The 25,167-nt window shown below is 48.6% G+C and carries 24 protein-coding genes and 1 tRNA gene; 1 reads left to right on the top strand and 24 read right to left on the bottom strand.

Annotated features, from left to right (window positions below; translation table 11 throughout):
• Window positions 1-12: 12 nt before the first annotated feature.
• The 3 genes from rpsO to GCU44_RS01605 form a co-directional block, all read right to left on the bottom strand.
• Complete coding sequence (gene rpsO / locus GCU44_RS01615) at window positions 13-288, bottom strand: 30S ribosomal protein S15 (RefSeq protein WP_092175303.1); 276 nt, start codon at window positions 286-288, stop codon at window positions 13-15.
• A gap of 63 nt (window positions 289-351) precedes the next feature.
• Complete coding sequence (locus GCU44_RS01610; protein ID WP_154852895.1) at window positions 352-2,211, bottom strand: LptF/LptG family permease; 1,860 nt, start codon at window positions 2,209-2,211, stop codon at window positions 352-354.
• Between the two features lie 72 nt (window positions 2,212-2,283).
• Window positions 2,284-2,685 (bottom strand): START-like domain-containing protein, encoded by a 402-nt coding sequence (locus GCU44_RS01605; RefSeq protein ID WP_092176064.1) that lies wholly within the window; start codon window positions 2,683-2,685, stop codon window positions 2,284-2,286.
• Window positions 2,686-2,776: 91 nt separating this feature from the next.
• Between GCU44_RS01605 and GCU44_RS01600 the strand changes: the two genes are divergently transcribed.
• Window positions 2,777-2,850: transfer RNA gene (locus tag GCU44_RS01600), tRNA-Met, on the top strand.
• 309 nt (window positions 2,851-3,159) lie between these two features.
• Here the strand turns inward: GCU44_RS01600 and rplT are convergent.
• The 21 genes from rplT to GCU44_RS01490 form a co-directional block, all read right to left on the bottom strand.
• A complete protein-coding gene (rplT, locus tag GCU44_RS01595) occupies window positions 3,160-3,504 on the bottom strand; it encodes a 50S ribosomal protein L20 (RefSeq protein ID WP_092175298.1) in 345 nt (114 codons plus the stop codon).
• Between the two features lie 99 nt (window positions 3,505-3,603).
• Window positions 3,604-3,798, bottom strand: a complete 195-nt coding sequence (rpmI, locus tag GCU44_RS01590) for a 50S ribosomal protein L35 (RefSeq protein ID WP_092175295.1) — start codon at window positions 3,796-3,798, stop codon at window positions 3,604-3,606.
• Between the two features lie 22 nt (window positions 3,799-3,820).
• A complete protein-coding gene (gene infC / locus GCU44_RS01585) occupies window positions 3,821-4,372 on the bottom strand; it encodes a translation initiation factor IF-3 (protein ID WP_092175293.1) in 552 nt (183 codons plus the stop codon).
• Between the two features lie 85 nt (window positions 4,373-4,457).
• Entirely contained in the window at window positions 4,458-6,413 is a 1,956-nt protein-coding gene (thrS, locus tag GCU44_RS01580) for a threonine--tRNA ligase (RefSeq protein WP_154852892.1), read from the bottom strand.
• Between the two features lie 596 nt (window positions 6,414-7,009).
• Window positions 7,010-9,625, bottom strand: a complete 2,616-nt coding sequence (locus GCU44_RS01570; RefSeq protein WP_154852889.1) for a DNA gyrase/topoisomerase IV subunit A — start codon at window positions 9,623-9,625, stop codon at window positions 7,010-7,012.
• Window positions 9,626-9,657: 32 nt separating this feature from the next.
• Complete coding sequence (locus GCU44_RS01565; RefSeq protein WP_154852886.1) at window positions 9,658-9,825, bottom strand: hypothetical protein; 168 nt, start codon at window positions 9,823-9,825, stop codon at window positions 9,658-9,660.
• A 60-nt stretch (window positions 9,826-9,885) separates the two neighbouring features.
• Window positions 9,886-10,134, bottom strand: coding sequence for a hypothetical protein (locus GCU44_RS01560; RefSeq protein WP_154852883.1), 249 nt, complete (start codon window positions 10,132-10,134; stop codon window positions 9,886-9,888).
• A 114-nt stretch (window positions 10,135-10,248) separates the two neighbouring features.
• Window positions 10,249-12,147 (bottom strand): DNA topoisomerase IV subunit B, encoded by a 1,899-nt coding sequence (locus GCU44_RS01555; protein ID WP_092175274.1) that lies wholly within the window; start codon window positions 12,145-12,147, stop codon window positions 10,249-10,251.
• A gap of 13 nt (window positions 12,148-12,160) precedes the next feature.
• Complete coding sequence (locus GCU44_RS01550; RefSeq protein WP_092175272.1) at window positions 12,161-12,664, bottom strand: DNA topoisomerase IV; 504 nt, start codon at window positions 12,662-12,664, stop codon at window positions 12,161-12,163.
• A gap of 96 nt (window positions 12,665-12,760) precedes the next feature.
• Window positions 12,761-14,302, bottom strand: a complete 1,542-nt coding sequence (locus tag GCU44_RS01545) for a sialate O-acetylesterase (protein ID WP_161993878.1) — start codon at window positions 14,300-14,302, stop codon at window positions 12,761-12,763.
• 118 nt (window positions 14,303-14,420) lie between these two features.
• Entirely contained in the window at window positions 14,421-15,197 is a 777-nt protein-coding gene (locus GCU44_RS01540; protein ID WP_154852877.1) for a phenylalanine 4-monooxygenase, read from the bottom strand.
• A gap of 164 nt (window positions 15,198-15,361) precedes the next feature.
• A complete protein-coding gene (gene aroF / locus GCU44_RS01535; protein WP_154852874.1) occupies window positions 15,362-16,381 on the bottom strand; it encodes a 3-deoxy-7-phosphoheptulonate synthase in 1,020 nt (339 codons plus the stop codon).
• Complete coding sequence (gene trpA / locus GCU44_RS01530; protein ID WP_154852871.1) at window positions 16,378-17,151, bottom strand: tryptophan synthase subunit alpha; 774 nt, start codon at window positions 17,149-17,151, stop codon at window positions 16,378-16,380. The genes aroF and trpA overlap by 4 nt, the downstream gene beginning before the upstream one ends.
• Before the next feature lie 5 nt (window positions 17,152-17,156).
• Entirely contained in the window at window positions 17,157-18,335 is a 1,179-nt protein-coding gene (gene trpB / locus GCU44_RS01525) for a tryptophan synthase subunit beta (protein WP_092176061.1), read from the bottom strand.
• 12 nt (window positions 18,336-18,347) lie between these two features.
• Window positions 18,348-19,001: a phosphoribosylanthranilate isomerase gene (locus GCU44_RS01520; RefSeq protein ID WP_154852868.1), complete on the bottom strand. Its 654-nt coding sequence runs from the start codon at window positions 18,999-19,001 to the stop codon at window positions 18,348-18,350.
• Window positions 18,998-19,819: an indole-3-glycerol phosphate synthase TrpC gene (gene trpC / locus GCU44_RS01515; RefSeq protein WP_154852866.1), complete on the bottom strand. Its 822-nt coding sequence runs from the start codon at window positions 19,817-19,819 to the stop codon at window positions 18,998-19,000. Before trpC ends, GCU44_RS01520 begins: the two co-directional genes overlap by 4 nt.
• A gap of 1 nt (window position 19,820) precedes the next feature.
• Window positions 19,821-20,831: an anthranilate phosphoribosyltransferase gene (gene trpD / locus GCU44_RS01510; RefSeq protein WP_092175252.1), complete on the bottom strand. Its 1,011-nt coding sequence runs from the start codon at window positions 20,829-20,831 to the stop codon at window positions 19,821-19,823.
• Window positions 20,832-20,842: 11 nt separating this feature from the next.
• On the bottom strand, window positions 20,843-21,406 hold the full coding sequence (locus GCU44_RS01505) for an anthranilate synthase component II (RefSeq protein ID WP_154852862.1): 564 nt from the start codon (window positions 21,404-21,406) through the stop codon (window positions 20,843-20,845).
• A 23-nt stretch (window positions 21,407-21,429) separates the two neighbouring features.
• The gene (locus GCU44_RS01500) at window positions 21,430-22,836 is read right to left on the bottom strand and encodes an anthranilate synthase component I family protein (RefSeq protein ID WP_154852859.1); all 1,407 of its coding nucleotides are present in this window, start codon (window positions 22,834-22,836) and stop codon (window positions 21,430-21,432) included.
• Between the two features lie 412 nt (window positions 22,837-23,248).
• A complete protein-coding gene (locus tag GCU44_RS01495; RefSeq protein ID WP_154852856.1) occupies window positions 23,249-24,205 on the bottom strand; it encodes a glycosyltransferase in 957 nt (318 codons plus the stop codon).
• A complete protein-coding gene (locus GCU44_RS01490; RefSeq protein WP_092175240.1) occupies window positions 24,205-25,167 on the bottom strand; it encodes a glycosyltransferase family 2 protein in 963 nt (320 codons plus the stop codon). The genes GCU44_RS01495 and GCU44_RS01490 overlap by 1 nt, the downstream gene beginning before the upstream one ends.

Below are 25,167 nucleotides of genomic sequence, written 5' to 3'. Positions count from 1 at the left end.
CCCCACGTGTTGTTATTTACGGATACCCAGGTCTGCAATAACAGCCCTGTAGCGTTCGATGTCGATCTTCACCAGGTAATTCAGCAGACGCCGTCGCTTACCTACCAACTTCAAAAGTCCTTTTCGGGATGAATGATCTTTCTTGTTGGTCTTTAAATGTTCCGTCAGGTGCTTGATCCTGTAGGTAAACAGGGCAATTTGTGATTCGGGAGAGCCCGTATCCACTTCTGACTTCAACCGACCATGATTCTTGAATAGTTCTACTTTTTCTTCTTTCGCTAAATACATGCTTAGTCAAATATGATGGTAATTTTTTTAAAACAGAGACAAAGGTAGCTGTTTTATTCCAATTTATAAAATATCTTCTTTTAACTTTTTTTGTGGCCGAAACCGCCCGACCCCTTTTACCACTTTGTCCCAAATCCCCTGGTAAAAATCCGGTTCGAACAGGCGGGCATCCTTTCTTGCTTGTCGCAGAAAAAATAACCCAAAAGGTATCAGGGCTAAATTGGAAAAGAACGTCCCGAATAACGTATCCGACAAGCCTTCCTTCGCCCACTTTTCGCCCGTTATCGTCAACATGTAATACATGATGAAGAAAATAATGGACAGGAGTACCGGCATGCCCAAGCCGCCTTTCTTGATAATGGCCCCCAAAGGCGCCCCTATCATAAACAAGACAAAGCAGGCCAGGGACTGGGTGTATTTTTGGTACCAGGCTACTTTAAATACCCGGTAATTTCTTTCCACCTCTGCTATACGGGCCTTGTTGGTGGTGAAGTTGTTTTTAATATTGCGGGCAGCGGTCAGTCCGACGGTAGCCTGCGAAGTCTGGTACCGCGGCGTGTTGCGCACGGAATCCAGTGTCTTTTGCTGCTCGGGGCTTAGGCTGACCACCGGTGCTGGACTGTTAGGCGTGCTTGCCGCGGCATTTTGGTTGATGCGCCGCAGGTCGGGTGCCGTAGCCCTGACACTACCGGCGGCGTTCGATGTATCGCTGCGAAGGGTATCTCTCTGGCCGGAACGGGCTAATTGACGTCGATTTTGGGTGGCCACCGTATCCGGGGCATTGCCTTGCTGCTCCATGGATGCGGTTACTTTTGTTTCGGGGCTCCTTTGTATCGCGGAACTGTCCCTTCCTGGCCTGGCAGACCGGGTAGGGCTTGCGGTCGTATCGGCGCTGGTGCGGGCCGTGTCGAGGGGTACGCCGTTTTCATTATTTTCGTTTTCCTCCTTGTATTTCAAATTCCGCAGGGAGTCGGATTCGTTTTTCTTATCCACAATCGCTTTCGGTGGATTTAACTCCCGGGTTCTGCCAAAATAATTGTAAGAAGCTTCGGTATTGGCAAAATTGAAAAAATACCAATGGTTCAATTCCCTGTCCATGGAGTCCAGATCCACCCGGATCTCGCCAATATTTTTGATGGATTTGCTATTGGACCAAAGATTTTCCGGTGTCCTTTTCATGTCAAACGCGTCCAGGCTAAACACCATTTGGTTGGTCTCAAACTGGGTTCTGCTAAAGGCAACCGGCTTGTCTTTGATACCACGCTGGCTTTGCCCCTCCTGATAGCTGTTACCGTGGTACAGAGTCAGCATCATGTAACGCTCGTTAAAGAAGGGTTCCATCCGTCCGGAATCCGCCGTGATAAGGTGTAAGTTGCCTTGCCCCCGGGTATGGTCATATATCAGCACGTCTTCCAGCCGCACCTCATCCAGTTTTCGGTTTACCTTGATGCTGTAGTTAGGAATCCCGTTGTAAAAAACGCCCTCTTTAATATCCAGTGCGGGTGATTTCTTCCGGATGTCGTACAGCAGGCTAAAGGTTTTCAGGTTTACCCGAGGGACCAGGTAGTTATTCGACAAATAGGCAAAAACCGACAAGAACACCACAAATACCCCGATGGGAAGCATGGCCCGAAGCAACGAAATACCGCTGCTTTTTATAGCTGTTAGCTCAAAATGCTCGCCCAGGTTACCGAAGGTCATCAGGGAAGAAAGCAAGACCGCAAGGGGGAGCGCCATGGGAGAAATGCTGATCACAAAATAGCCGATTAACTCCATGTAGACCATAAAGGGAAGATCTTTCCCAAATATTTCATCAAAATACTTGAGCATGTTTACCGTCAGCAGAATAAAATCCACCACGATAAAGGTCAACAAAAAGGGACCCAGGAAAGAACCCAGGATGAGTTTATCTAATTTTTTCATGAAACGCCTTACTTCCTTAAAGACGAAACAAAATTGAGCATATTATGTCACAAAAAAGAATAATTTTGCTGCTTATCCGCCGATAATTTCCTTTAGGCCGTTGATCAGGCCTTCCCAGATCGATCGCTGCTCTTGTTCGTCGTAGGCATCTCCGTATTCGATCACGCGTAGGTAAAAGGTTTGGGTAAGCTCGTTTTCCTCCAATTTAAACTCAATGAATGGGTGGTCGGTATCCACTTCTTCCTCATCCGAGGGGTCAAAGAATTCGAACTTAACGTGATGGTTGATCCGCATGATCACTGGTCGTGCATAATGGTTTTCTCCGTCGTAAATGAAGTTGTATACCTTGTCCTCATTGATGACCACATCGTCTGCAAACCACTGTGCCAGCCCGCTAGCCGTACTTAAGTAGGGATAAATGATCTTTTTGGAAGTATTAATCTGGTAGTCTGAAACAAACTTAATTTTCTGCATGGCCATTCTGTTTCTGGTTGTAAAAAGTAATTTTTTTTAGGTATTCAATTTGCAATTCAAGGATTATCCTCACATATTTGCATTCCCTTTTGGCGAGGTAGCTCAGATGGTTAGAGCGCAGGATTCATAACCCTGAGGTCAGGGGTTCAACTCCCCTCCTCGCTACACACGACAGGTCTCTTCCAAGAGACCTTTTTTTTATCTTGTCGATTACCGCAAGACAGGCAGGATAGTATCTTCTATTCCTTGTTGCAAAATTTCCCCGATTTCAATTTCTGCCATTTGGCTTTTCCCGGTTCCGTTCTGAACAGGGCTGGTTGGTTATACTGCCACTCGGTGTACGTAACCCGACACCCTCGCGACGTAAGGAAAAGTAATATACTGAAATTTTCAAAAAAGTAACGCTTCTTCGCAATAACCGGATACAAAAAAACCCTCGCATGAGGGTTTTTTTGTATCCGGTCAATACCTGATTTATTTCACTTTTTCCACCACTGCTTTGAAAGCCTCCGGGTGGTTCATGGCCAAATCGGCCAATACTTTTCTATTTAGGTCAATGCTGGATTTTTTCAGCATACCCATGAATTGGGAATAACTGATGCCGTACTGACGAGCACCTGCATTGATCCGCTGAATCCACAATGCGCGGAATTCTCTTTTCTTGACTTTTCTGTCCCTATAGGCGTATTGAAGTCCTTTTTCGTACTTGTTTTTAGCTACCGTCCAGACGTTTTTCCCTCTTCCAAAGTAGCCTTTGGTCGCTTTTAATACTTTTTTTCTTCTGGCTCTGGAAGCCACTGCATTTACCGATCTTGGCATGATTGTTTTCGTTTTTGGCCGTTGGCGCTCCCTGCGTTGGCAGGCAAGTCTTAGTCAACCAAAGGCCTGGTGTGAATTAAATAACCTGAATGGAATCGATTAGATTCGTAGCATTGCTTTTACCCGACCCTCGTCCGTTTCGTGAACGACACCCCACTTGGTAAGGTTTCGCTTCCTCTTGGTGGACTTTTTGGTCAGAATGTGGCTTTTGAATGCATGCTTTCTCCGGATTTTTCCGGTAGCAGAAAGCTTGAACCTTTTCTTTGCACTTGATTTGGTTTTTACTTTTGGCATTACCCTCTATCTATTAGTTAACTTATTTCTTTCCAGCTTTGGGAGAGACAAAGATATTCATTCGCTTGCCCTCCATCTTGGGAAGCTGCTCCACCTGCCCGTAATCCTCCAGGGCCTGGGCAAATTTCAACAGCAACATTTCTCCCCGCTCTTTAAACACAATGGTTCGTCCCACAAAATGCACGTAGGCTTTAACTTTAGCGCCATCCTTGAGGAAATTAATGGCGTGCTTTAGTTTAAAATCAAAATCGTGGTCGTCTGTATTGGGACCGAATCGTATTTCCTTAACTACTGTTTTTGCCGCATTGGACTTGATTTCTTTCTGCTTTTTCTTTTGTTCGTACTTGAACTTGGCATAATCAATCACCTTGCAAACAGGTGGGGCAGCGGAAGGAGAAATTTCCACGAGATCAAGACCATTTTCCTGGGCAAGTGCGATGGCCTTATCCGTCGCCATGACGGCATTTCCACCTTCTACAAAATCCCCCACAACCCTGACTTCCCTGGCCCGGATTTTTGAATTTACCCTATATGGTTCCTCTTGTCTCGGAGTATACGTTCTTTTTCCTCTCAAAATAGTTATGGTTGTTGTTTAAAGTTTGAATCTGCAAATATCTAATAATTTTTTAAATATTAAAAATCAACAAATTATTATACCGTTATTTATTCAATGATTCCTTAATGATTCCCTGGAAGTAGCCGACAAAGGCTTCCAATTCAAAACTACCGATGTCTCCCTCCCCGTGTTTTCGCAGCGAAATCTTATTTTCTTCCTGTTCTTTCTCGCCCACAATCACCATAAACGGAATCTTTTTGACTTCGGCATCCCGGATTTTTCGCCCAATCTTTTCGTCCCGGTGATCAATGTCTCCGGTAATGCCCTGATCGGCCAATAATAGCTTCACCTTTTCGGCGTAATCAGCGAATTTTTCCGAAATAGGAAGAATCACCAGCTGTTCAGGTGCCAGCCACAAGGGGAAGTTGCCCGCACAATGCTCAATCAATACGGCCACAAAACGTTCCAGGGAGCCAAAAGGTGCCCGGTGAATCATTACCGGCCGGTGTTTTTGGTTGTCTGAACCGGTATATTCCAATTCAAAACGCTCCGGCAACTGGTAATCTACCTGTATGGTACCCAATTGCCAACTTCTTCCCAGCGCATCCCGAACCATAAAATCGAGCTTTGGCCCGTAAAAGGCCGCCTCTCCTAATTCTGTAACGGTCTGCAAGCCTTTCTCACCTGCAGCTTCGATGATTGCGGCCTCAGCCTTGTTCCAGGCAGCTTCTCCACCAATGTACTTTTCGCTGTTTTGCGGATCACGCAGCGAAATCTGTGCAGTATAATCGTCAAAGCCCAGGGCCTTGAATACGTATAATACCAAATCAATAACTTTGATAAACTCTTCCTTCACCTGATCCTGCCGACAAAAGATATGTGCATCGTCCTGCGTAAATCCACGGACGCGGGTCAATCCATGCAGCTCCCCGCTCTGTTCGTACCGATACACGGTGCCAAATTCGGCATACCGCACCGGCAAATCCTTGTAAGACCGGGGCTTGCTCTTGTATATTTCGCAGTGGTGGGGGCAATTCATCGGCTTGAGCAAAAACTCCTCACCCTCATGGGGTGTGGTGATGGGCTGAAAAGAATCCTTGCCGTATTTTTCGTAATGCCCGGAGGTTTCGTACAAGGCCTTGTGACCGATATGGGGGGTAATCACCTGCTGGTAGCCCGAATGGTCCTGCTCCTTTTTCAAAAAGCTAACCAGGCGTTCGCGAAGCAATGTTCCCTTGGGCAACCACAGGGGCAGGCCCATCCCTACCTTCTCCGAAAAGGTAAACAATTCCAGTTCCCTGCCTAGCTTGCGGTGGTCCCTTTTCTTCGCCTCTTCCAGCATTTCCAGGTATTCCTTCAGCTCCTTGGCTTTGGGAAAGGTGATGCCATAAATACGGGTCAACATTTTGTTGTGCTCGTCCCCTCGCCAGTAGGCTCCGGCGATATTGAGCAGCTTGACGGCCTTTACAAAACCGGTATGCGGAATATGTGGTCCCCGACAGAGGTCGGTAAATTCCCCCTGCTTGTAAAACGTGATGGTACCGTCCTCCAGCCGTTCGAGCAGGTCCAACTTGTATTCGTCGCCCTTGGTTTCGTAATAGCTTACTGCATCCTGCTTGGAAATTTCGCTCCGAACGTATGCGTTTTTCTGCCGGGCCAATTCCACCATTTTGGCTTCAATCTTTTCCAGCTCCGCACCTTCCAGGGTTCGCTCACCAAAATCCACGTCGTAATAAAACCCCTGCTCGATGGGCGGTCCAATGCCAAATTTAATCCCGGGATACAGCGCCTCCAGCGCCTCGGCCAACAGGTGGGCGGAGGAATGCCAGAAAGTGGATTTCCCTTCCTTATCGTTCCAGGTTAGCAGGGCAATGCTCACGTCCTTTGTTATCGGGCGTGTGGCGTCCCAGACCTCCCCGTCGACCTTTGCGGCCAGGACGTTTCGGGCCAGACCCTCGCTGATACTCATGGCGATATCCAGTCCGGTGACCCCTTTTTCAAAAACCCGTACCGACTGGTCGGGAAAGGTTACATTAATTTCATTTTCAGAGTGTGACATGCGTGCGCTTTCGATTTGTTTTCACCTTTACAAACAGGTGTTTTTTAACGGACTGCAAATATGCACATTCGGGAGGGTAAATAAAAGGGGAAACAAACCTTATCCCGGAGACGGGAATAATGGGGGATGGATTGCTTGTTGATCTGAGTCATGGCAGGGGGATTATCTAACCAATAACGGTATAACTGAAGGGGAGCTACTAGTTCCAAACTGCTTCTTCCGCCTTCGGTAGCGAATTGCCGCATCAGATACTCGGAAGCATCACCAAGGATATCATCATCCTCTGATCGATTGCTGCTAAAGCCCCGATTTTAGCGAGAGTGGAGTATGCTTCTGTTTTTTTATGGTCCTTTTCTTTTCTTCAATATTTTGTCGTGTATTGGATACGTGTGGATCAGACAAAATAGGAATTGGTTTTTTTTGCTGCGCTTCGTTCGCCGGATATGGGAAAGCCTTCCGGGAGTATAACAGGTCAATTCCGACTTTTGTGCCTGCCAAGCGTATAATTAGCCATGGCTGCGTGTGATCTTGTGCTTATTCCTATGTTTCACCCATTCTTTTTAGCTCCCAGAAAACGAAGCGAGAGGAAAAGCTAATTAAAACAAGCCCAATTGTTCCTTATCTTCATCTTCGTCGTCGTCCCCCTCACGCTTTTTCTTCAGATCAAATTTGACGGTGGAACCAACGGAAAGGCTATCATCCGAGCCATTCCCTTTTTTATCAGGGGATGCCACTAGTTCTATGGCTTTTACCGTGTGGTTGCTTAGCCGGTTGCCTACAGCCCGCCAGCCCTTCACGTCGATCAGCATGTCCATATCGTATACGTTTTCGTCCACTTCCTTGCCTTTCTGGAGTTTCACCTTTACCTGTGGCTGCTTATCGGTGGTGACTACCGTCAAACGAGACTGCTTATGGTCGGAAATGAAATTAAATTCCTTGTTCAGAGTAGACGTTTCTACTAAAAATCGCTTGACGTAGTGGTTCTTGCTGGCCCCATCATAATAGATAGCGGAAACCACTTTTTCCGGGTCGAATTTTTCGATATGCAGCAAATTTTCCTGGTCGAAGCGGTTGGTTAGCTCAAAATTGGTCAACTCGTAACTGCCATCTTTGAAAAACGCGATGATCTTGTCTTCGCCCAGAAAGTTACCCACCCATTTGCCCCGCCCATCGGTATTGAGCCTACCCACGGCTGGATCGTAATGGATGTCCAATCCCCCCAGGGTGGAAACACCTTCCATCTTGAGTTGAATCTTCCGAACAGGGTACTTGGTCAGGATGTTTCCCTGGGCACCCCGGCCTTTGATCTCAATATCCTTGAAATCAAAATCAAATACCTTGACCCGCGCCTTGCTGCCTGCGGTCAGGTAGACGGTAATGATTTCCGCTTCGCCATTGGCATTGGCAGTGAAGTATAAAATTCGGGAGCCTTTGGTGCCCTTGGTAAGGACGTACTCCCGGTCTCGGGTTACGCTCAGCACCTGAAAGCGCTTGATCATCGCCCTGCCCGAGGCTCCTTCCAGATACACCAGATTGTACACCATGCGTTCGTCCCCTTTTCGGAAAACGGCCGCGTGGACAATATCCTTACCGACAAACACCTTGTCCTGAATTTTCGTAACCAGGCAGACCCCATCTTTGCGGAAAACGATGATGTCGTCCAAGTCGGAGCAGTCGCAGATGAATTCGTCTTTTTTCAGTCCGTGACCTATAAATCCATCGGCCCGATTGATGTATAATTTGGCATTGTTTGCCGCCACTACATTGGCGGAAATGGTATCAAAGGTCCGAATTTCGGTCTTTCGTTCCCTTCCCTTTCCGTATTTACTCAGCAGGTTTTTGTAATACTGAATGGCATAATCGGTCAGGTTTTCCAGGTGGTGGTTTACTTCTTCCAGTTCCTCTTGAAGCTTGCGCATCAACTCATCCGCCTTGAAGGTATCAAATTTTGAAATTCGCTTGATCTTGATTTCTGTCAGGCGAATGATATCGTCACGGGTAATATCCCGGTAAAAGTCCGGCTTAAATGGGTCCAATCCCCGATCGATGGTTTCGATGACGGCTTCCCAGGTTTCGCATTCCTCGATATCCCGGTAAATCCGGTTTTCTATGAATATTTTTTCCAGGGAAGAAAACAGCAATTTCTCCATCAACTCCCCCTTGCGGATTTCCAGTTCCCGGTTGAGCAAGGCCTTTGTTTGCCGGGTGTTGTACTCCAGGATCTGATTAACCGTCAGGAACACGGGCTTCTCTTCGATAATCACGCAGGCATTGGGAGAAATGCTGACCTCGCAGTCGGTGAAGGCATACAGGGCGTCAATGGTCATGTTGGGTGACTGCCCGGGGGCCAATTGCACCTGAATTTCCACGTCTTTGGCGGTATTGTCCACCACTTTTTTGATCTTGATCTTACCTTTATCGTTGGCTTTGATAATGGATTCGATTACGGAATTGGTGGTGGTCCCGTAGGGGATGTCTTTGATCAGGAGGGTTTTGTTGTCCTCCTCTTCGATTTTTGCCCGTACCTTGATGCGCCCGCCTCGCAGGCCTTCGTTGTATTCGGAAAAGTCAGCCAGGCCGCCGGTATTAAAATCCGGCAACAGGTTGGTTTTTTTTCCTTTCAGGATCTGAATGGAACCATCGATCAACTCGCAAAAATTGTGGGGGAGTATTTTGGTACTCAGGCCCACAGCAATCCCCTCCACTCCCTGCGCCAGTAGCAAGGGGAACTTTACCGGTAAGGTGACCGGCTCTTTTTTCCTGCCATCGTAGGACAGCTGCCATTCGGTGGTTTGAGGATTGAAGACCACCTCCAACGCAAACTTGGATAGCCGGGCCTCGATATACCGCGCCGCTGCAGCCCCATCACCGGTCCGCACGTCTCCCCAGTTGCCCTGCGTTTCGATCAACAAATCCTTCTGCCCCAGATTCACGATGGCATCCCCGATGGAGGCATCTCCATGCGGATGGTACTGCATGGATTGCCCGATGATGTTGGCCACCTTGTTGAACCGTCCATCGTCCATTTCCTTCATGGCATGGAGAATCCGCCGCTGCACGGGCTTAAACCCGTCTTCGATGGCTGGGACGGCTCGTTCCAGAATCACGTAGGAAGCGTAATCTAAAAACCAATCCTTATACATTCCGGTAACCGGAATCGAATCGTGTAAGCTTTTGTCCCCGTTTTCGGGGTTTGTATCGTTATCACTCATAATTTATTCACATAACTCCAAAAAACCGGAAATTAAAGCCTTATCTCTCCAATGCCAATTCCTGACAATCGAAAGGTACAGGTTGGTTGAAAGCTTTTTATTCCGCTATCGTCAATTTCTCCTTCGAGGGCGAAGAGATCGCCTTTCTCTTTCAAGCGCATCAACCGATTTCTCGCATCGGCTAACGAAGGCTCCATCATCCCGTGAGCTACTCTTTTTATTGATCTCGGTTTCAATTTTTCCCCGCTACATCGCGTACCTTAAGTAAATTTCTTCCTCCGCTTTCCATCTATTTTTCCCAAACCGGGTAATGATCCGGTAAATGAAACACGCCTTACTTTTACGATCCCTTGAAATTCATCACCCAACGTGATGGTCAATGGAGAAAGGATCTCCTCTTTATTCACTCGCTTGCATGCGTCAACTACGTGCGAAAAAACACGGGCTACGTTGGCAAGATCTGCAAATTCCCCACTTTCACTACTAGCTGCCACTAGGATGTAATTCATTCGATTCGGTTTTTTACAGAAATAAATTTTATTCCGAACAGAATGACATACATGTACTTATTTCATAAAAAATGAAACAAGCATCCGCTATGGAATGATGTGCTTGGTCATCCTTTATTCAACCACCTCCTCTTCTTCAGCTGATTTTACTGCCGGGTCGTCGAAGACAATGTCCTTTTCAATCTTTAGGTTATCAATGATGAAGGTTTGCCTGTCCGGGGTGTTTTTTCCCATGTAGAAACTCAACAAGTCCGCAATTTTGGTTTCCTTGTTGAGAATGATGGGTTCCAGCCGAATATCCTCCCCGATAAACGTGCCAAATTCTTCGGGTGAAATTTCACCCAACCCTTTGAAACGGGTGATTTCAGCCGCCTTTCCCAGCTTATGAATGGCCCGCTGCCGCTCCTCATCGGTGTAGCAGTAGATGGTTTCTTTTTTGTTTCGTACCCGAAAAAGCGGGGTATCTAGGATGTACAAATGGCCGTTTTTCACCAAATCGGGAAAAAACTGAAGAAAATATGTCATGATCAATAGCCGAATATGCATGCCGTCCACATCGGCATCCGTGGCAATGACGATCTTTCGGTACCTCAGGCTTTCGATGCCGTCTTCGATATTCAAGGCATGCTGCAGCAAGTTGAATTCTTCGTTTTCGTACACCACCTTTTTGGTCATGGAGTAGCAGTTCAACGGCTTGCCGCGAAGCGAGAAGACCGCCTGGGTCTGCACATTCCGGGATTTGGTAATGGATCCGGAAGCCGAATCGCCCTCGGTGATAAAGAGCATGGTTCCGTCTTTAACTTCGGGATCCGCCTTGGGGTCGTCGTAGTGCACCCGGCAATCCCGTAGCTTCTTGTTGTGCAGGTTTGCTTTTTTGGCCCGTTCATTGGCCAGTTTCTTGATGCCCGAAATTTCCTTTCGCTCCCGTTCCGACTGAAGGATTCGCTTCAGCAAGGCATTGGCTGTGTCGGGATTTTGGTGCAGGTAATTGTCCAGTTCTACCTTGACAAAATCATTGACAAAGGTCCGGAGGGTCGGTCCATCCGGCCCCACGCTCTGGGAGCCCAGTTTGGTCTTTGTCTGCGATTCAAAGACCGGCTCCTGCACCCGGACGGCAATGGCTGCTACCACGCTCTGCCGTATATCGGAGGCATCGTAGTCTTTCTTGAAAAAATCCCGAACCGACTTCACGATGGACTCGCGAAAGGCTGCCAGGTGGGTGCCTCCCTGCGTGGTAAACTGTCCGTTGACAAAAGAATAATATTCCTCCCCGTATTGATTGGAATGGGTGAGGGCCATTTCGATATCGGTTCCTTTCAGGTGGATGATGGGGTACCTGCGGCTATCGTCGTCCACTTTCCGATCCAGCAGATCCAGCAGGCCGTTTTGGGAATAAAACTTCACCCCGTTGAAGTTGATGGTCAATCCGGAGTTCAGAAAAGCATAATTCCAAATCTGGTTTTCCAGGTATTCGGGGATGAAATGGTAATTTTTAAAAATGCTCGCATCCGGCGAAAACACAATCCGGGTACCGTTCCGCTCGGAAGTTTTTTCGATTTTCCGATCTTCGATCAATTCCCCCATTTGAAAGCGTGCCACTTTGCACTCGCCTTCCCGATAGGATTGGACCATGAAGTTTTCCGAGAGGGCATTTACCGCTTTGGTACCCACGCCGTTCAAGCCCACTGATTTTTGAAAGGCGCCGGAGTCGTACTTGCCCCCGGTATTGATCTTTGACACGCAATCGATCACCTTCCCCAGGGGAATTCCGCGGCCGTAGTCCCGAATCTCCACCTTGTGCTCACTGATCTTTACCTCGATGGTGCGTCCGTGCCCCATCATGTGTTCGTCAATGCTATTGTCGAGGATTTCCTTTACCAACACGTAGATACCATCGTCTTGTGCACTGCCGTCCCCCAACTTCCCAATATACATGCCGGGTCGCAGGCGAATGTGTTCCTTCCAATCAAGGGATTTGATGCTGTCTTCTGTATAATTTGCGTTTGCTGCCATAAAATACCGTAATTCAACTTAGGATGTTTCCTGACTTCACCTGTTTTATTTTCCCGGCGATCAGGAAAAAAAGAAGGGCTACCCACACCAGCATCAATACTGGAGCCAGGTAAAAAAAGAAATTATACTCTGAACTGCTGATGACATTTTGGTTGCTGATGCTGTGTATGTAAAAAACCAGTACCGCTGTGGCCAGATTGGCAACGGCAATAAAGGAGAACAGCCAGGCCAACATTTTGTCCCGGTACACATCCCCCACGGGAAACAAGCGATTCAGTGAATTGCTCAGTTTCATTTCCATCAGTTTCGCCGGTACGATCAAGGCCAGGTTTACAACCAAAAATACCCCGATGGCGGCGTAGAAGAAACTGTTTCTGCTAACCTGCTTTAGCGGCATGCCCGCATCGTTTACGGCATAGGTGGCAAACTCGGGAAGTGCGGCATAGACGTATAGTAGCAGGAACAGGAACAACCCCAGGGAAAGAAAATAAAACACTTTGGCGAAACGGGTGTACATGGTTTTTTATTTAGATCGCTAATATAAAAATTTATCCAGTACGAATTTTGGAAAGTTCCGGCCCCATTTTGGAAAATAACCAGCTAATCGGGATAATCACTTGAATTCCAGCACACGGTCTACTTCGTCACCGATGCCATGAATAAGCAATTTATTTGTATACACCCGAACCACCGCCCCCATGGCCGGGGACCGTGCCTCCACCATTCCGCGAAGGGTAAGGTGATGCGTGCCCTGATCGTCTTGTACATAGTTACCTTCGTGATGATGTCCGGAAATCCAGGCGACAAGGGCCGGAGAAGGACCAATTTTTGCCAATACCTCCCGGCTATTGAGCAGATGAAGGCCATTTTCGGGAAGCAGCGGGTAGTGGCAAAATACCAGTACCTTTTTCCCGGATTCCTCGGCTTCGTTCACTTTCGAAACCAACCAATTCAGTTGCTCCTCGCCAATACCGCCGTTCCAGGGTTTGGCATTGTTGGCACCCGAGGACTCCAATCGGGCCATCCATTCACTGGCTTTTTGGTAATTTTCGCTTCCCTCCGGATGTCCTTCCAGACTAATATCCATACCATTGACTACCAAAAAAATCAGCCCCCCCTTTTCGAAGGAGTAGTAACCGGTAGGGTTGTCCAGCTTCTCCCCCACCTTTGCTTTGAGGCTATCCGCAACCGAAAAGTCGTGGTTACCCCAAATGTGATGCATGGGAGCGTTGACGCCCTCCAGGATTCCAAGCGGGGCATCAAAACTGGCAAAATCCCGGTCAATCAAATCTCCAAGGCTTACGACAAACTCCGGTTCAAACGCATTCAAAAAAGGAATGGTTTGCTGCAGTGTCGTCAGCGTACCCCGGTAATTTCTTTTTCCTGCCGTCGCTGCGTCGGCGTATTGCACATCGGCAATAAGTCCGAACGCAAATTCGTGCCGGCCATGATTTTTTTCCAGAAGTTGGTTCATTTTTTCGGCATATCGTTCTCCCAATAAAACCTGACTGGGACTGTCAAAATGGGTGCTATCAAAGGTAGCGGTACCGTAGGACCGAACCACCGCGGTGTGAGGAATCCTTTTAGGGAGCTCCAGCAATCGTTCGTTGAAGGGTTTTCGAATGTCCTTGTCCTCCGAAAGCTGACCAGCGACGAAGGGCAGATCGGGCAATGAAAGCGAATCCCGCAAAGCGGTAATGAACTGCCCCAGCTGCTCCAGGTACCGGTCAGGTTTGCCTGCGTTGGACTCACCCTGATGCCAAATCACCCCACGGAGCGTTCCATCCTTGGCGGCAAGCCGAGCGCGAAGCAGCATGTCCCTGAAGAAGGGGGTACCAGGCATCCATTCCTCAATGGCCGTTCCGCCTTTGGCATTGACGACAAGGCCCAGGTTTTTGCTTCCCTGCAACTCCTGCATCTTTCTGGCAAAACCGTAGCTGGGACTCAGCCGTTGCATGCTGCTATCTTTTCGGATGGTGGAGTGGATATTGAGCGGATTGGTGGCGGCAACCCAATCCGCTCCGGTAAATAAAAAGACCCCTTCAAGGGGAGCCAAAAGGTCGGGCGGAACGACAGCCCTGCCTGCCATATTGGACTGCCCAATGGCCAGGTAAATATCCAAAACCCTGCTTTGCTGGGCGAATAGCTGTCCCATAAATGGCCAGATTACGAAAATAAGCAAGAATAGAAGTTTAATTGAGACGCGCATACGAAGGCTACTGGTTTGGTCGCATTAGGTTTCCAAACCAAGAATACTGAAAATCTTTCGAAATTTAACCTGCTTTCTCAAGAAGTTCGCCCAATTTTTCTTCAATCAATGGAATGGACGTGTAGAGGTCTTCAAAACTATCGATGATAAAATACCTCTCCTGAAATTTGTTTTTCCAATAGGGCGTATTCAGGATTTCCTCCACATCGTATTGCAGGTGACGGGGCTCGTCGGAAAGGGAAAACTGCGTCTCGCCTGCCGAACTAAGGATACCCGCACCATAAACCTTTACCTGTCCAGCTTCCCGGATCAGCCCAAATTCGATGGTATACCAGTAGACCCTGGAAAGTAGGTCGATCGCCAGGGGGTTGTCCAGGTGCTTCAATGCAATCCCTGCCAAATCTTGTAAAAACCGCGCGTAGGCAGGGTCAGTCAACAAGGGCAGGTGGGCAAAGGCGTCGTGAAACATATCCGGTTCCTGCAAATAATCCAACTGCTCCAACGAACGTAGCCAGGTAGACGCCGGAAACCGGCGCTGATGCAGCAAGCCAAAAAACAAATCGTCATCGATCAATCCGGGAACTACCTGGATGGACCAACCGGTAGCGGCTCCCAACCGCTCGTTTGCCTCCGCAAAGTTGGCAATGCGGTGGGCTGTAAAACCGATTATGCCCAGTCCTTCCAAAAACTTGCGAGACGCTGCTCCGGGTAGGTTTTTGTATTGCCGTTCAAAAAGAATTTTCCACACCTGAAAATCCTCCGAGGTGTAGGCCCCGTATTCCTGATGCAGGGGTTTCAATCGTGGGTCGGAAAAATTGGTCGGCGATGGTGAATCGGTCATGGTAGTCATCTGGGATTTTCGACAGGGCGTTTACCTAACTAACTGCGGCGATTATTTTTTCAGTGGGGCTCTTCCCTTCAATTAGCTAACGGATAAATTCCCGTTCTGTTTCCATGGTACCTTTATTTTTCGGTTTCAAGGACGATCCACATTGCGCAGGTCTGCTACAACAGGTCGAAGGTTTTTCTCATGGCAAATATTTTCCGGATTTGCTCGGCCAGCAGGGAACTTTGCGCAAAATTAAGTGTCTGCTGTCCGTCCGAATAGGCCTTATCGGGGTTTTCGTGGGATTCATAAATGATGCCATCTGCTCCTGCCATGACGCCTGCCAGCGCCATTTGAGGTACAAATTCACGGATACCAATACCGTGCGAGGGATCCACCACCACCGGCAGGTGCGATTTGGATTTAAGAATAGGAACGGCGTTTAGATCCAAGGTGTTTCTGCTGGCTTTTTCGTAGGTACGGATGCCACGTTCGCAGAGGATCAGTTTCTCGTTTCCTCCGGAAAACACGTATTCGGCGGATTGCAACAATTCCTCTATGGTACCGGAAATGCCCCGTTTTATCAAAACGGCCTTATCCACCTTACCCAATTCATCCAACAAATTGAAATTTTGTGTGTTTCTCGCCCCAACTTGAAATACATCCACATAGTCATACATCTCTTCGATTTGGGACACCTGCATGACTTCCGTCACGATCTTAATGCCGGCCTCTTTCGCCAACCGGTACCAAAGCTTGAGCCCTTCCATGCCCAATCCTCTAAACGCATAGGGACTGCTTCTGGGTTTAAATACCCCTCCCCGCATCATGGTCAGGTTATTTTCCTTCATGTGTTCGATCACCTTTACGATTTGCTCCTCCGACTCGATGGAGCAGGGCCCGGTAATGATGGCCATGTCGCCATCTTTGATCGCAATGCCATCGCCCAGGTCGATGCTGGTGGGCTTGACTTTCCATTTTTTCGAAACCAGTTTGTATTCGTCCGAAACGATGTGAATGTCCTGAATCCCATCCAACGCACCGATTTTTCGGATATCAAATGCTTTCTTCCCAATGCCGATCAGGTAAGCGCCTACCTGCGTTTTCACTTCCGTGACGGTGTAGCCCAACCCATTTACTTTCTCGATCAGGGTTTCTTTTTGTACGGAAGGGATGTCTTGTTTGAGCTGAATAATCATGCTAGTATTCCTTGAATGTATTCCTGAATGTCCTCTTTTAAATTTGTTGATTCGCGTAGTACGTTGATAAAGGCACTGCCGATGATAGCCCCATGCGAATGGGCAGCTGCTGTTTGGAAGGAAGGCTTGTCGGAGATTCCAAAGCCTATCAAGCGGGGATTTTTCAGGTTCATGGCCTTCACCCGCTCAAAATAGGCAATTTGTTCCGGGCTCACCTCTTTTTTCGCTCCGGTGATGCTGGCCGAAGAAACCATGTAAATAAATCCATCCGTGTGCTGGTCTATTTGACGGATTCTGGCTTCCGAAGTCTGGGGAGAAATAAGGAAGGTATTGCGCAAGTCGTAGGCATCGAATGTATGCTTGTACTCTGTCAGGTACTGTTGCATGGGTAAATCCGGTAAGATTAGCCCGTCGATGCCCACCTCCTTGCAGGTTTTACAAAAGGCCTCCATGCCGTATTGCACCACGGGGTTTAGGTATCCCATGAGAATCACCGGGATGTGTATGCGTTCCCGAAACCCCTTTAATTGTTCAAAAAGAACCTTCAGGGTCATGCCGTTCTTCAAGGCCTGGTTATTGCTTTCCTGTATCGTGGGACCATCGGCTATGGGATCCGAATAGGGCACCCCTATCTCAATGATATTAGCCCCCGCCGCCTGTATGGCCTCCATGATCGACACCGTATCGTCAAGTTGCGGAAACCCTGCCGTAAAATAGATGGATAAAATACGCTCCTTTTTTTGTTTAAATAATTCGTCTATACGATTCATAACTGCTAGTAATTTCCCCATTTAATGTAGGTTTCCAAATCTTTGTCTCCCCTGCCCGAGAGATTAATGACGATCACATCGGTTGGCTCGTAGTGGATCTGATTCAGAGCGGAAAACGCATGGGCCGATTCGATGGCCGGAATAATGCCCTCCAAACGACTCACTTCGATTCCTGACTGCATGGCGTGCTCGTCTTCTACGGCCACAAACTCTCCCCTACCGGAATCAAACAAGTGGGCGTGTACCGGCCCGATCCCCGGATAGTCCAGCCCTGCCGAAATACTATGCGGTTCCACTACCTGACCGTCATCGGTTTGCATCAGCAGTGTTTTACTCCCATGCAGAATACCCGGTTTACCGAGAGTAGTAGTGGCGGCCGACCTGCCTGAAGTGATGCCCATTCCGGCTGCTTCTACGGCAATCAGACGAACCGAAGGCTCGTTGTAGTAGTGGTAAAACGAACCGGCCGCGTTGCTTCCTCCTCCCACGCAGGCAATCACGAGATCGGGGTTTTCTCTGCCTTCTTTTTCCTGGAGTTGCCACTTCATCTCCTCCGAAATCACGGATTGAAAGCGGGCGACCATTTCCGGATAGGGGTGCGGCCCGACCACGGAACCAATGATGTAATGCGTATCTACCGGATTGTTGATCCATTGACGCATGGCCTCGTTGGTGGCATCTTTTAGGGTCTTGCTTCCGGAATTGGCGGGCACCACCTTGGCACCCAGGATGCGCATGCGCTCCACGTTGGGCTTTTGCCGCTCCATGTCCACCGCTCCCATGTATACCGTACATTCCATCCCCATAAGGGCGCAGACCGTAGCCGTGGCTACTCCATGCTGACCGGCACCGGTTTCGGCGATGATACGCTTTTTGTTTAGTTTTTTGGCCAGTATGATCTGTCCCACGGTATTGTTGATCTTGTGTGCGCCCGTGTGGCAAAGGTCCTCTCGCTTCAGGTAGATCTTGGCCCCGTACTTTTCTGACAACCGTTGCGCCAGAAACAAAGGGGTGGGTCTGCCCACGTAATCTTTGAGGAGAGAATCAAATTCCTGCCGAAAAGCAGGAGTGGCCATGATTGCTTCGTAATTCTCCCGTAGTTCTTCGATGTTGGGATACAACATCTCTGGGATAAAGGCACCCCCAAACTGCCCATAGAATCCATTTTCGTCTACTTTTATCATCGCTCTTTCCATTTATTCGTTCGTTTTTTCAAGTTGTTGTCTGATTTTGCTGGCAAATATCCGGATCAGGTCCAGGTTTTTTACTCCCGGTCGCAGCTCAAATTTTGAGTTGATATCGATTCCCGCCATCTGCGGACAGGAGCGGTACAGATCCACCAATTCGTCCACATGATCCTCCTGAATGCCACCGCTCAGTAAAAACGGTTTGTGGAAGGGATATTGTTTACCGATTCCCCAATTAAATCGATGCCCGGTACCTCCGTAGGAAGGACCATCCGTATCCAAGAGAAAAAAATCCACCGGCTCTTCGTAATTTTCGAGCCCCTCCCAGGCCCAATCCGCACCGATCCGCAATACTTTGATTACCGGCAGCCCTGTTTGCTGTTTGACCTCTCTGACCTGCTCCGGGCTTTCGTCTCCATGAAGTTGAACGCGATCCAGCCCATAGGTGGTCGCTGCCTCCTGTATCTCCGCAGCACTGGCATTGACAAACACCCCTACTTTCGGCAGGACAATGTTCCGGTAAAATTCCGGGGCTACCTGGAATCCTGGCAGGTATCGCCGGGAAGGGGGATAAAATATCATACCCATCCAGTCTACCAGCTGTAGGTCCACAAGTCCCCGAATATTAGCGGGTTCGGCCATTCCACAGACTTTGATAATCACGGGTTCTTTGCTTCGGTTACAGGTTTCAGTAATTTCCGGTAATGATTCATAAAATTGTACGCCGCCTGATGGGGTCGGATGGTTTTCATGAAGTTTTCACCAATAAGAAATCCGTCAAAACCCGCCTGCTTTAACTGCACCAGGGTAGCCGGCTCAGACAGTCCGCTTTCCGAAATCCGAACGTAGGATTCAGGAATGCGCTGAATCAACTCCAGGGAAGTTTCCACGCTTACCTCAAAGGTTTTCAGGTTACGGTTATTCACCCCCACCAGGTCGACGTATTCGTTTAGTGAAGCGTCCAGTTCCTCCCGATTATGGACTTCGAGCAACACTTCCATCCCCAGGTCCTTGGCGAAAGCCGCCAGTTTCCTGATTTCCTGGGCCGATAGCGCGGCTGCTATCAATAAAATGCAGTCTGCTCCCAATGAGCGGGATTCGATCAATTGGTATTCGTCCACCATAAAATCCTTACGGAGGAGGGGGCAATAATTGAACTTTCGCGCCTGTTTCAGGTCCTCTTCTGATCCTCCAAAAAAGGTGCTATCGGTCAATACGGACAGTGCAGAAGCCCCTGCTTGCATGTATCCGATGGTGGTTTTTTCGACGGATGCGCTCGGATTGATCCACCCTTTGGAGGGAGATTTTCTTTTGAATTCGGCGATGATTCCGGTTTTTTCCGGGTCTCTCACGTATTTTTTCATGGAAACCACCGGGCTTCCAAAGAACAGGCTTTTTTCCAGCAATTTTTCGGGGTAAAGTGCCTTCTTCTCCGCTACTTCTTCTTTTTTACGGGCAATAATGGTATCCAGTATATTCATATCAACTCGTTGTAATAGACGTTTGGGGGTCGACTAATTTCTTGAACACGGAAAAAGCCGTACCGTTTTTAAGGGTTTCGGTCGCCACTTCCTTTGCTTTTAAAAAGGTCCATTCCGGCTTGGCGGTCAGCAGCGCCGCAGCGGCATTGGCGATCACCACGGCATCCTGTGCCGGGCTGCCTTTCCCTTGCAGGATTTCCAGGAAGATTTTGGCGGATTCTTCCACGGTACTGCCTCCCACGATGGATTCCGGAGATAGGGTTTCAAAACCAAGTTCCCCTGGGCTAACTACGCGCTCTCCCCCATTGGAAATCCACTTTAGGTCACCGGTGAGGGATATTTCGTCGTAGCCGTCGAGTGCGTGCAGGATGCTAAACTGCACCTCGTTGTTTTGGTAAAGGTACCCGTATAAACGGGCTAGTTCCAGGCTAAAGACCCCCACCAGTTGTTTTTTTGGAAAACTGGGATTCACCATCGGGCCCAGCATGTTAAAAAACGTCTTTACACCCAACTCCTTGCGTACCGGCCCTACGTATTTCATGGCGGGATGAAACAACGGCGCGTGCAGAAAACAGATTCCGGCCCGATCCAGACTGCTTTTTAGTTTGTCCGGGTCGTTGGTAAACTCGTAGCCAAAATGGGCCAGCAGATTGGAGGAGCCACAAACCGAGGACACCCCCACGTTCCCATGCTTGGCGACCGGCTGTCCCGCACCAGCCACAATAAAGGAAGCCAGCGTGGAAATATTAAAGGTATCTTTGCCGTCGCCTCCGGTACCGCAAAGATCGATGGCGCCGTATTCGGGAATATCCACCGGAATGCACCGTTCCAACATGGCCTCTCGAAATCCCATCAGCTCCTCTACACGAACGCTACGCATCATGAATATAGTCAAAAAGGCAGCCATCTGGCTTTGGTTGACCTCTCCGGAAGTCATTTCTTTCAGGACCCCTTTCGCCTGTTCCTTATTCAGGGTTTTGTGTTCAATCAGGTGATTCAGAATATCTTTCATTGTCCAATCGTTTATTCTCCGTCAATCCAGTTTTTGATGATCTCTACGCCATGTTCGGTCAGAATGCTTTCCGGGTGAAATTGCAGGCCCTTGACCCGGTAGCTGTTGTGCCTGACGGCCATGATTTGGCCGTCGGGGGTTTTGGCAATAACTTCCAGCTCCGAAGGTAGCAGCGTTTCGTCAATGACCCAGCTGTGGTACCTCCCCACGGTAAAAAACTCAGGCAGTCCCTTGAATAAGGCGTCCGGTTGAATACGTACTTTGGAGGCCACTCCATGCACGACTTCGCTCAGGTTTATCAATCCTCCCCCAAAGGCCTCACCGATGGCCTGGTGACCCAGGCAGACCCCCAGTATGTCCTTGGTAGGTGCGTATTTCTTGATCAGTTCGGGCATGATACCGGCTTCCGAAGGAATGCCGGGTCCGGGTGACAACAGGATTTTGTCGTAGTGATTCACCGCTTCCAGGCTGATTTTGTCGTTTCTATAAATGTCCAGCTCGCATCCCAATTCCCGGAGAATATAGACCAGATTGTAGGTGAAGGAATCGTAATTATCCAGTACCAGTATTTTCATTGTCTGTTGTTTTCGTATAAAAATTAAATCGCCTCGGCAGACTTCAGTGCTACCCGTAAAGCTTCCAGCTTGTTGCTGACTTCCTGAAGTTCACTTTCGATAGAAGACTTGGCCACCACCCCTGCTCCTGCCTGAAAGCGCAACTGGTTGTTTTCTGAGATGAAGGAACGAATCAGGATGGCATGGTTGAAATCCCCGTTGAAACCCAGAAAGCCGATGGCGCCACCGTAAAACCTCCGGGCCTTGTTTTCAAGGGAATCGATCAACTCCATGGCCCGGTATTTGGGTGCTCCCGAAAGGGTACCGGCTGGAAACGTATCTGCCACCAATTGAAGTGGATTGGCTCCCTCGGGCAACTCACCGGTTACTTTGGATACCAGATGAATTACGTGTGAATAGTACTGAATTTCTTTGAATACCTCCACGTTTACTTTTTCGGACGAACGGCTGAGGTCATTTCTGGCAAGGTCCACCAACATAACGTGCTCCGAGTTTTCTTTGGGGTCGTCGTACAGCTTGATGGCAAGTTTCGCATCGGCGGCGTCGTTACCGGTACGTTTAAACGTACCCGCGATGGGATAGATGGTGGCCTTGTTGCCTTTTACCACAATCTGCGCTTCGGGGCTACTCCCAAAAACCTTGTACGATCCGTAATCGAAATAAAACAAATACGGAGAAGGGTTTATGGAACGCAGTGCCCGATACACGTTAAATTCATCTCCCTTGAACCCGGTGGAAAATGCCCGTGACAATACAATCTGGAATACATCTCCCCGGAAGCAATGCTCCCTCCCTTTGGCAAGAATCTCCAAAAACTCTCCATCGGTGTAGTTGGAGCGTTCCTCCCCGTCCAATTTAAAATCGTAGCTCGGAATGTTCTTATTATTAAGAATCATTTCGATTTTGGCGATACCCGATTCCCCCGGTTCTTCTTCCAGGTAATGTTCAAAGATGTGCAGTTCGTTCTTAAAGTGATCCACCACGATCATGTTTTTGTACACTGCATAGTGAATCAGGGGCGTCTGGGATGTTTCCGTATTCTGCAAATCGATGTCTTCAAACTGGCTTACCGCATCGTATTGAATGTAGCCAAACAAGCCGTTGGTGATAAACTTGAAATCGAGTTTCTCTTCCTGGAAGGTATTGGAAAATGCCCGCAAGGCATCCATTACCTTTTCCCCCGCTGCCAGCTCCCGGAGGCTGGTCTGCCCATTTGGAAACGATTGCCGGATTGTGGTATTAATCAGCGAAAAAGAGGCGATCGGCTCACAACAGATGTAGGAATAACTGTTTTCATTTCCATGGTAATCCGAACTTTCCAACAGGATGGTATTATGGTACCTATCCCGAATTTGCAGGTAAATACTCACCGGAGTGATGGTATCTGCCAGCAATTTTTTATACCGGGTATTGATGCGAATAGGTTTCATGTGCTGTGTGTTTAAAATAAAAAAAGGCTTGCCGGGAGTCCAGCAAGCCATGGTATCGTTACACTAACAAATTTGGGCAATGGATAGCTGTTCTCCCTTTAAAAGAAGTAAGAAAGCCACCACCAAATTTGATTCGTTTGTTTCATAAGGTTGGGCAAATATAGAAAAGGGGGCTCATTTTCAAAAGTAAATATGATTTATTTTAAACGTGAATTGCCAGAAGCAGGTACGGCTCATGTAAATACTGGATACAAAACGGGATTTCGTTGCGCATGCCTACCCAGTATTTGTTGGCCATCGGGCAAAAAAAGAAGTCTCATAAACGGAACACCGGCCGTTGCCACCATTGCCCATTACCTGTATTATACCGGCGCGTATTCCCTTGGTGCCGAACGTTGATTCGGGAAAAAGCCTACTTGTCCTCCGTATCCGGAAATAAAAATTCCCGAAGAATGCCCAGCCCGTAGCCAAGCAGTTGCCCGTAAGAAGTGAGGACGGCATAGGAAGCCACCCGAAGATTTTCAAAAGCCGAAAAGAAAACAAGCAGCGTCCATGCCAGAATCCCCAGTACCATTACCAGCGCTGCCTGGGGGGCGATCAGCGCAAGCACTGGTAGAAACAGGAGCCCTAAAAGGAAAAATACCGGCAAGAGATGAACCGCCTTTACGGCTTCGGGATGAAATCGGCGAATGAACACCCGGTTTCTACCGAATTGGAAACTTTGTCGCAGAAAGGATTTCAGGGTATTCTTCCGCCGGTGATACACCAGGGCCTTTTCAACCAGCTCCAGGCGAAAACCGGCTTTTTTTATTCGAAGGCTCATTTCGATGTCCTCCGCCATGTTTGCATGCACAAATCCCCCCAAACGCTCGTAGATCTCCCGGGAAAATCCCATGTTGTACCCCCTGGCCTGGTATTTCGCCGGGTTTTTCATTTTGCCCCGTATGCCTCCCGTCGTCCAGAAAGAGGTCATGCTGAAATTCATGGCCTTTTGCCAGGCAGAAAAGGTATCATCGGCATCATCCGGTCCGCCATGTGCCTGCAGTCCCCGGGTCTGAATGGCCTGCTCCAGGGCATCCATGTAACCCGGCGGGAGGATACAATCCGAATCAAAAAATACAAAATAATCGCCCTCTGCCAATTCCATGCCTTTGTTTCGTGCAAAGCCCTGCCCGGTATTGGCCTGAAAATGATACCGCAAATCCAGCTTTTCCCGGTAGTCAGCAACGACATCCGCGCAAGTCAGAAACGATCCATCCTCCACAATCAACACTTCAAAGTCGGTGTAGGTCTGCCGGTACAGACTCTCCAACAGCTCCCTGATTTCCGCTGGACGGTTATATACCGGAACAATCACAGAAAAACGCATCAGCTATTCTTCTTGATCTCGTCAGAAATGTTGTAATCGCCTTTTCCGGAATTATTGGACGTCATCATTTCGGCGAGAAATCCGGTAAGGAATAACTGCACACCAATTATCAGGGCCACAAGCGCAAGAAAAAATAGGGGTTGATCGGTAATTTCCCGCACCGCAATTCCCTTGCGCAATCCTTGAATTTTTTCGAGGGCTAGCCAGATGGTGATGCCAAAGCCAGACAAAAAGGAAAGCGTGCCGAAGGCACCAAAAAAATGCATGGGATTCTTGCGGTACCGATTGACAAAAGACACCGAAATAAGGTCCAAAAAACCGTGAACAAATCGCTCCAGTCCAAACTTGGTAGTACCGTATTTTCGGGGCCTATGGGCTACCTCTTTTTCGCCGATGTTACCAAATCCATTCCATTTGGCGATCAGGGGAATGTACCGGTGCATTTCTCCGTAGATGTGTATGTTTTTTACCACCCGCTGGCTGTAGGCCTTAAGTCCGCAATTAAAGTCGTGAAGCTTGATCCCGGACAAAAGCCGGGTAACGCCGTTGAAAAAGCGGGACGGCAGGGTTTTGGAAAGGGGATCGTAGCGCTTTCGTTTCCAGCCACTCACCAGATCGTAACCCTCTTCCCGAATCATGCGGTAAAGCTCGGGGATTTCTTCGGGGCTGTCCTGAAGGTCTGCGTCCAGGGTCACTACCACCTGCCCATCGGCCCGCGAAAAGCCCACATCCAGGGCTGCGGATTTTCCGTAATTGCGGATAAACCGAACGGCTTTTACCCGAGCATCTTTTTTGGACAGGGATTGGATCACCTTCCAGGATCCATCCGTGGATCCGTCGTCAATGTATAGAAGTTCCGCATCCAACCCGGCATCATCCACCACCGTTACGATCCAATCCTGGAGTTCGGGAAGGGATTCTTCTTCGTTGTATACGGGTATAAGGATGGATAGCTCGGGCAT

Origin of the sequence: Cyclobacterium xiamenense (assembly GCF_009467825.1) — a bacterium.
GTDB lineage: Bacteria > Bacteroidota > Bacteroidia > Cytophagales > Cyclobacteriaceae > Cyclobacterium > Cyclobacterium xiamenense.
Note: the sequence above shows the minus strand (reverse complement) of the source record. Positions and strands in the feature narration are given on the sequence as shown.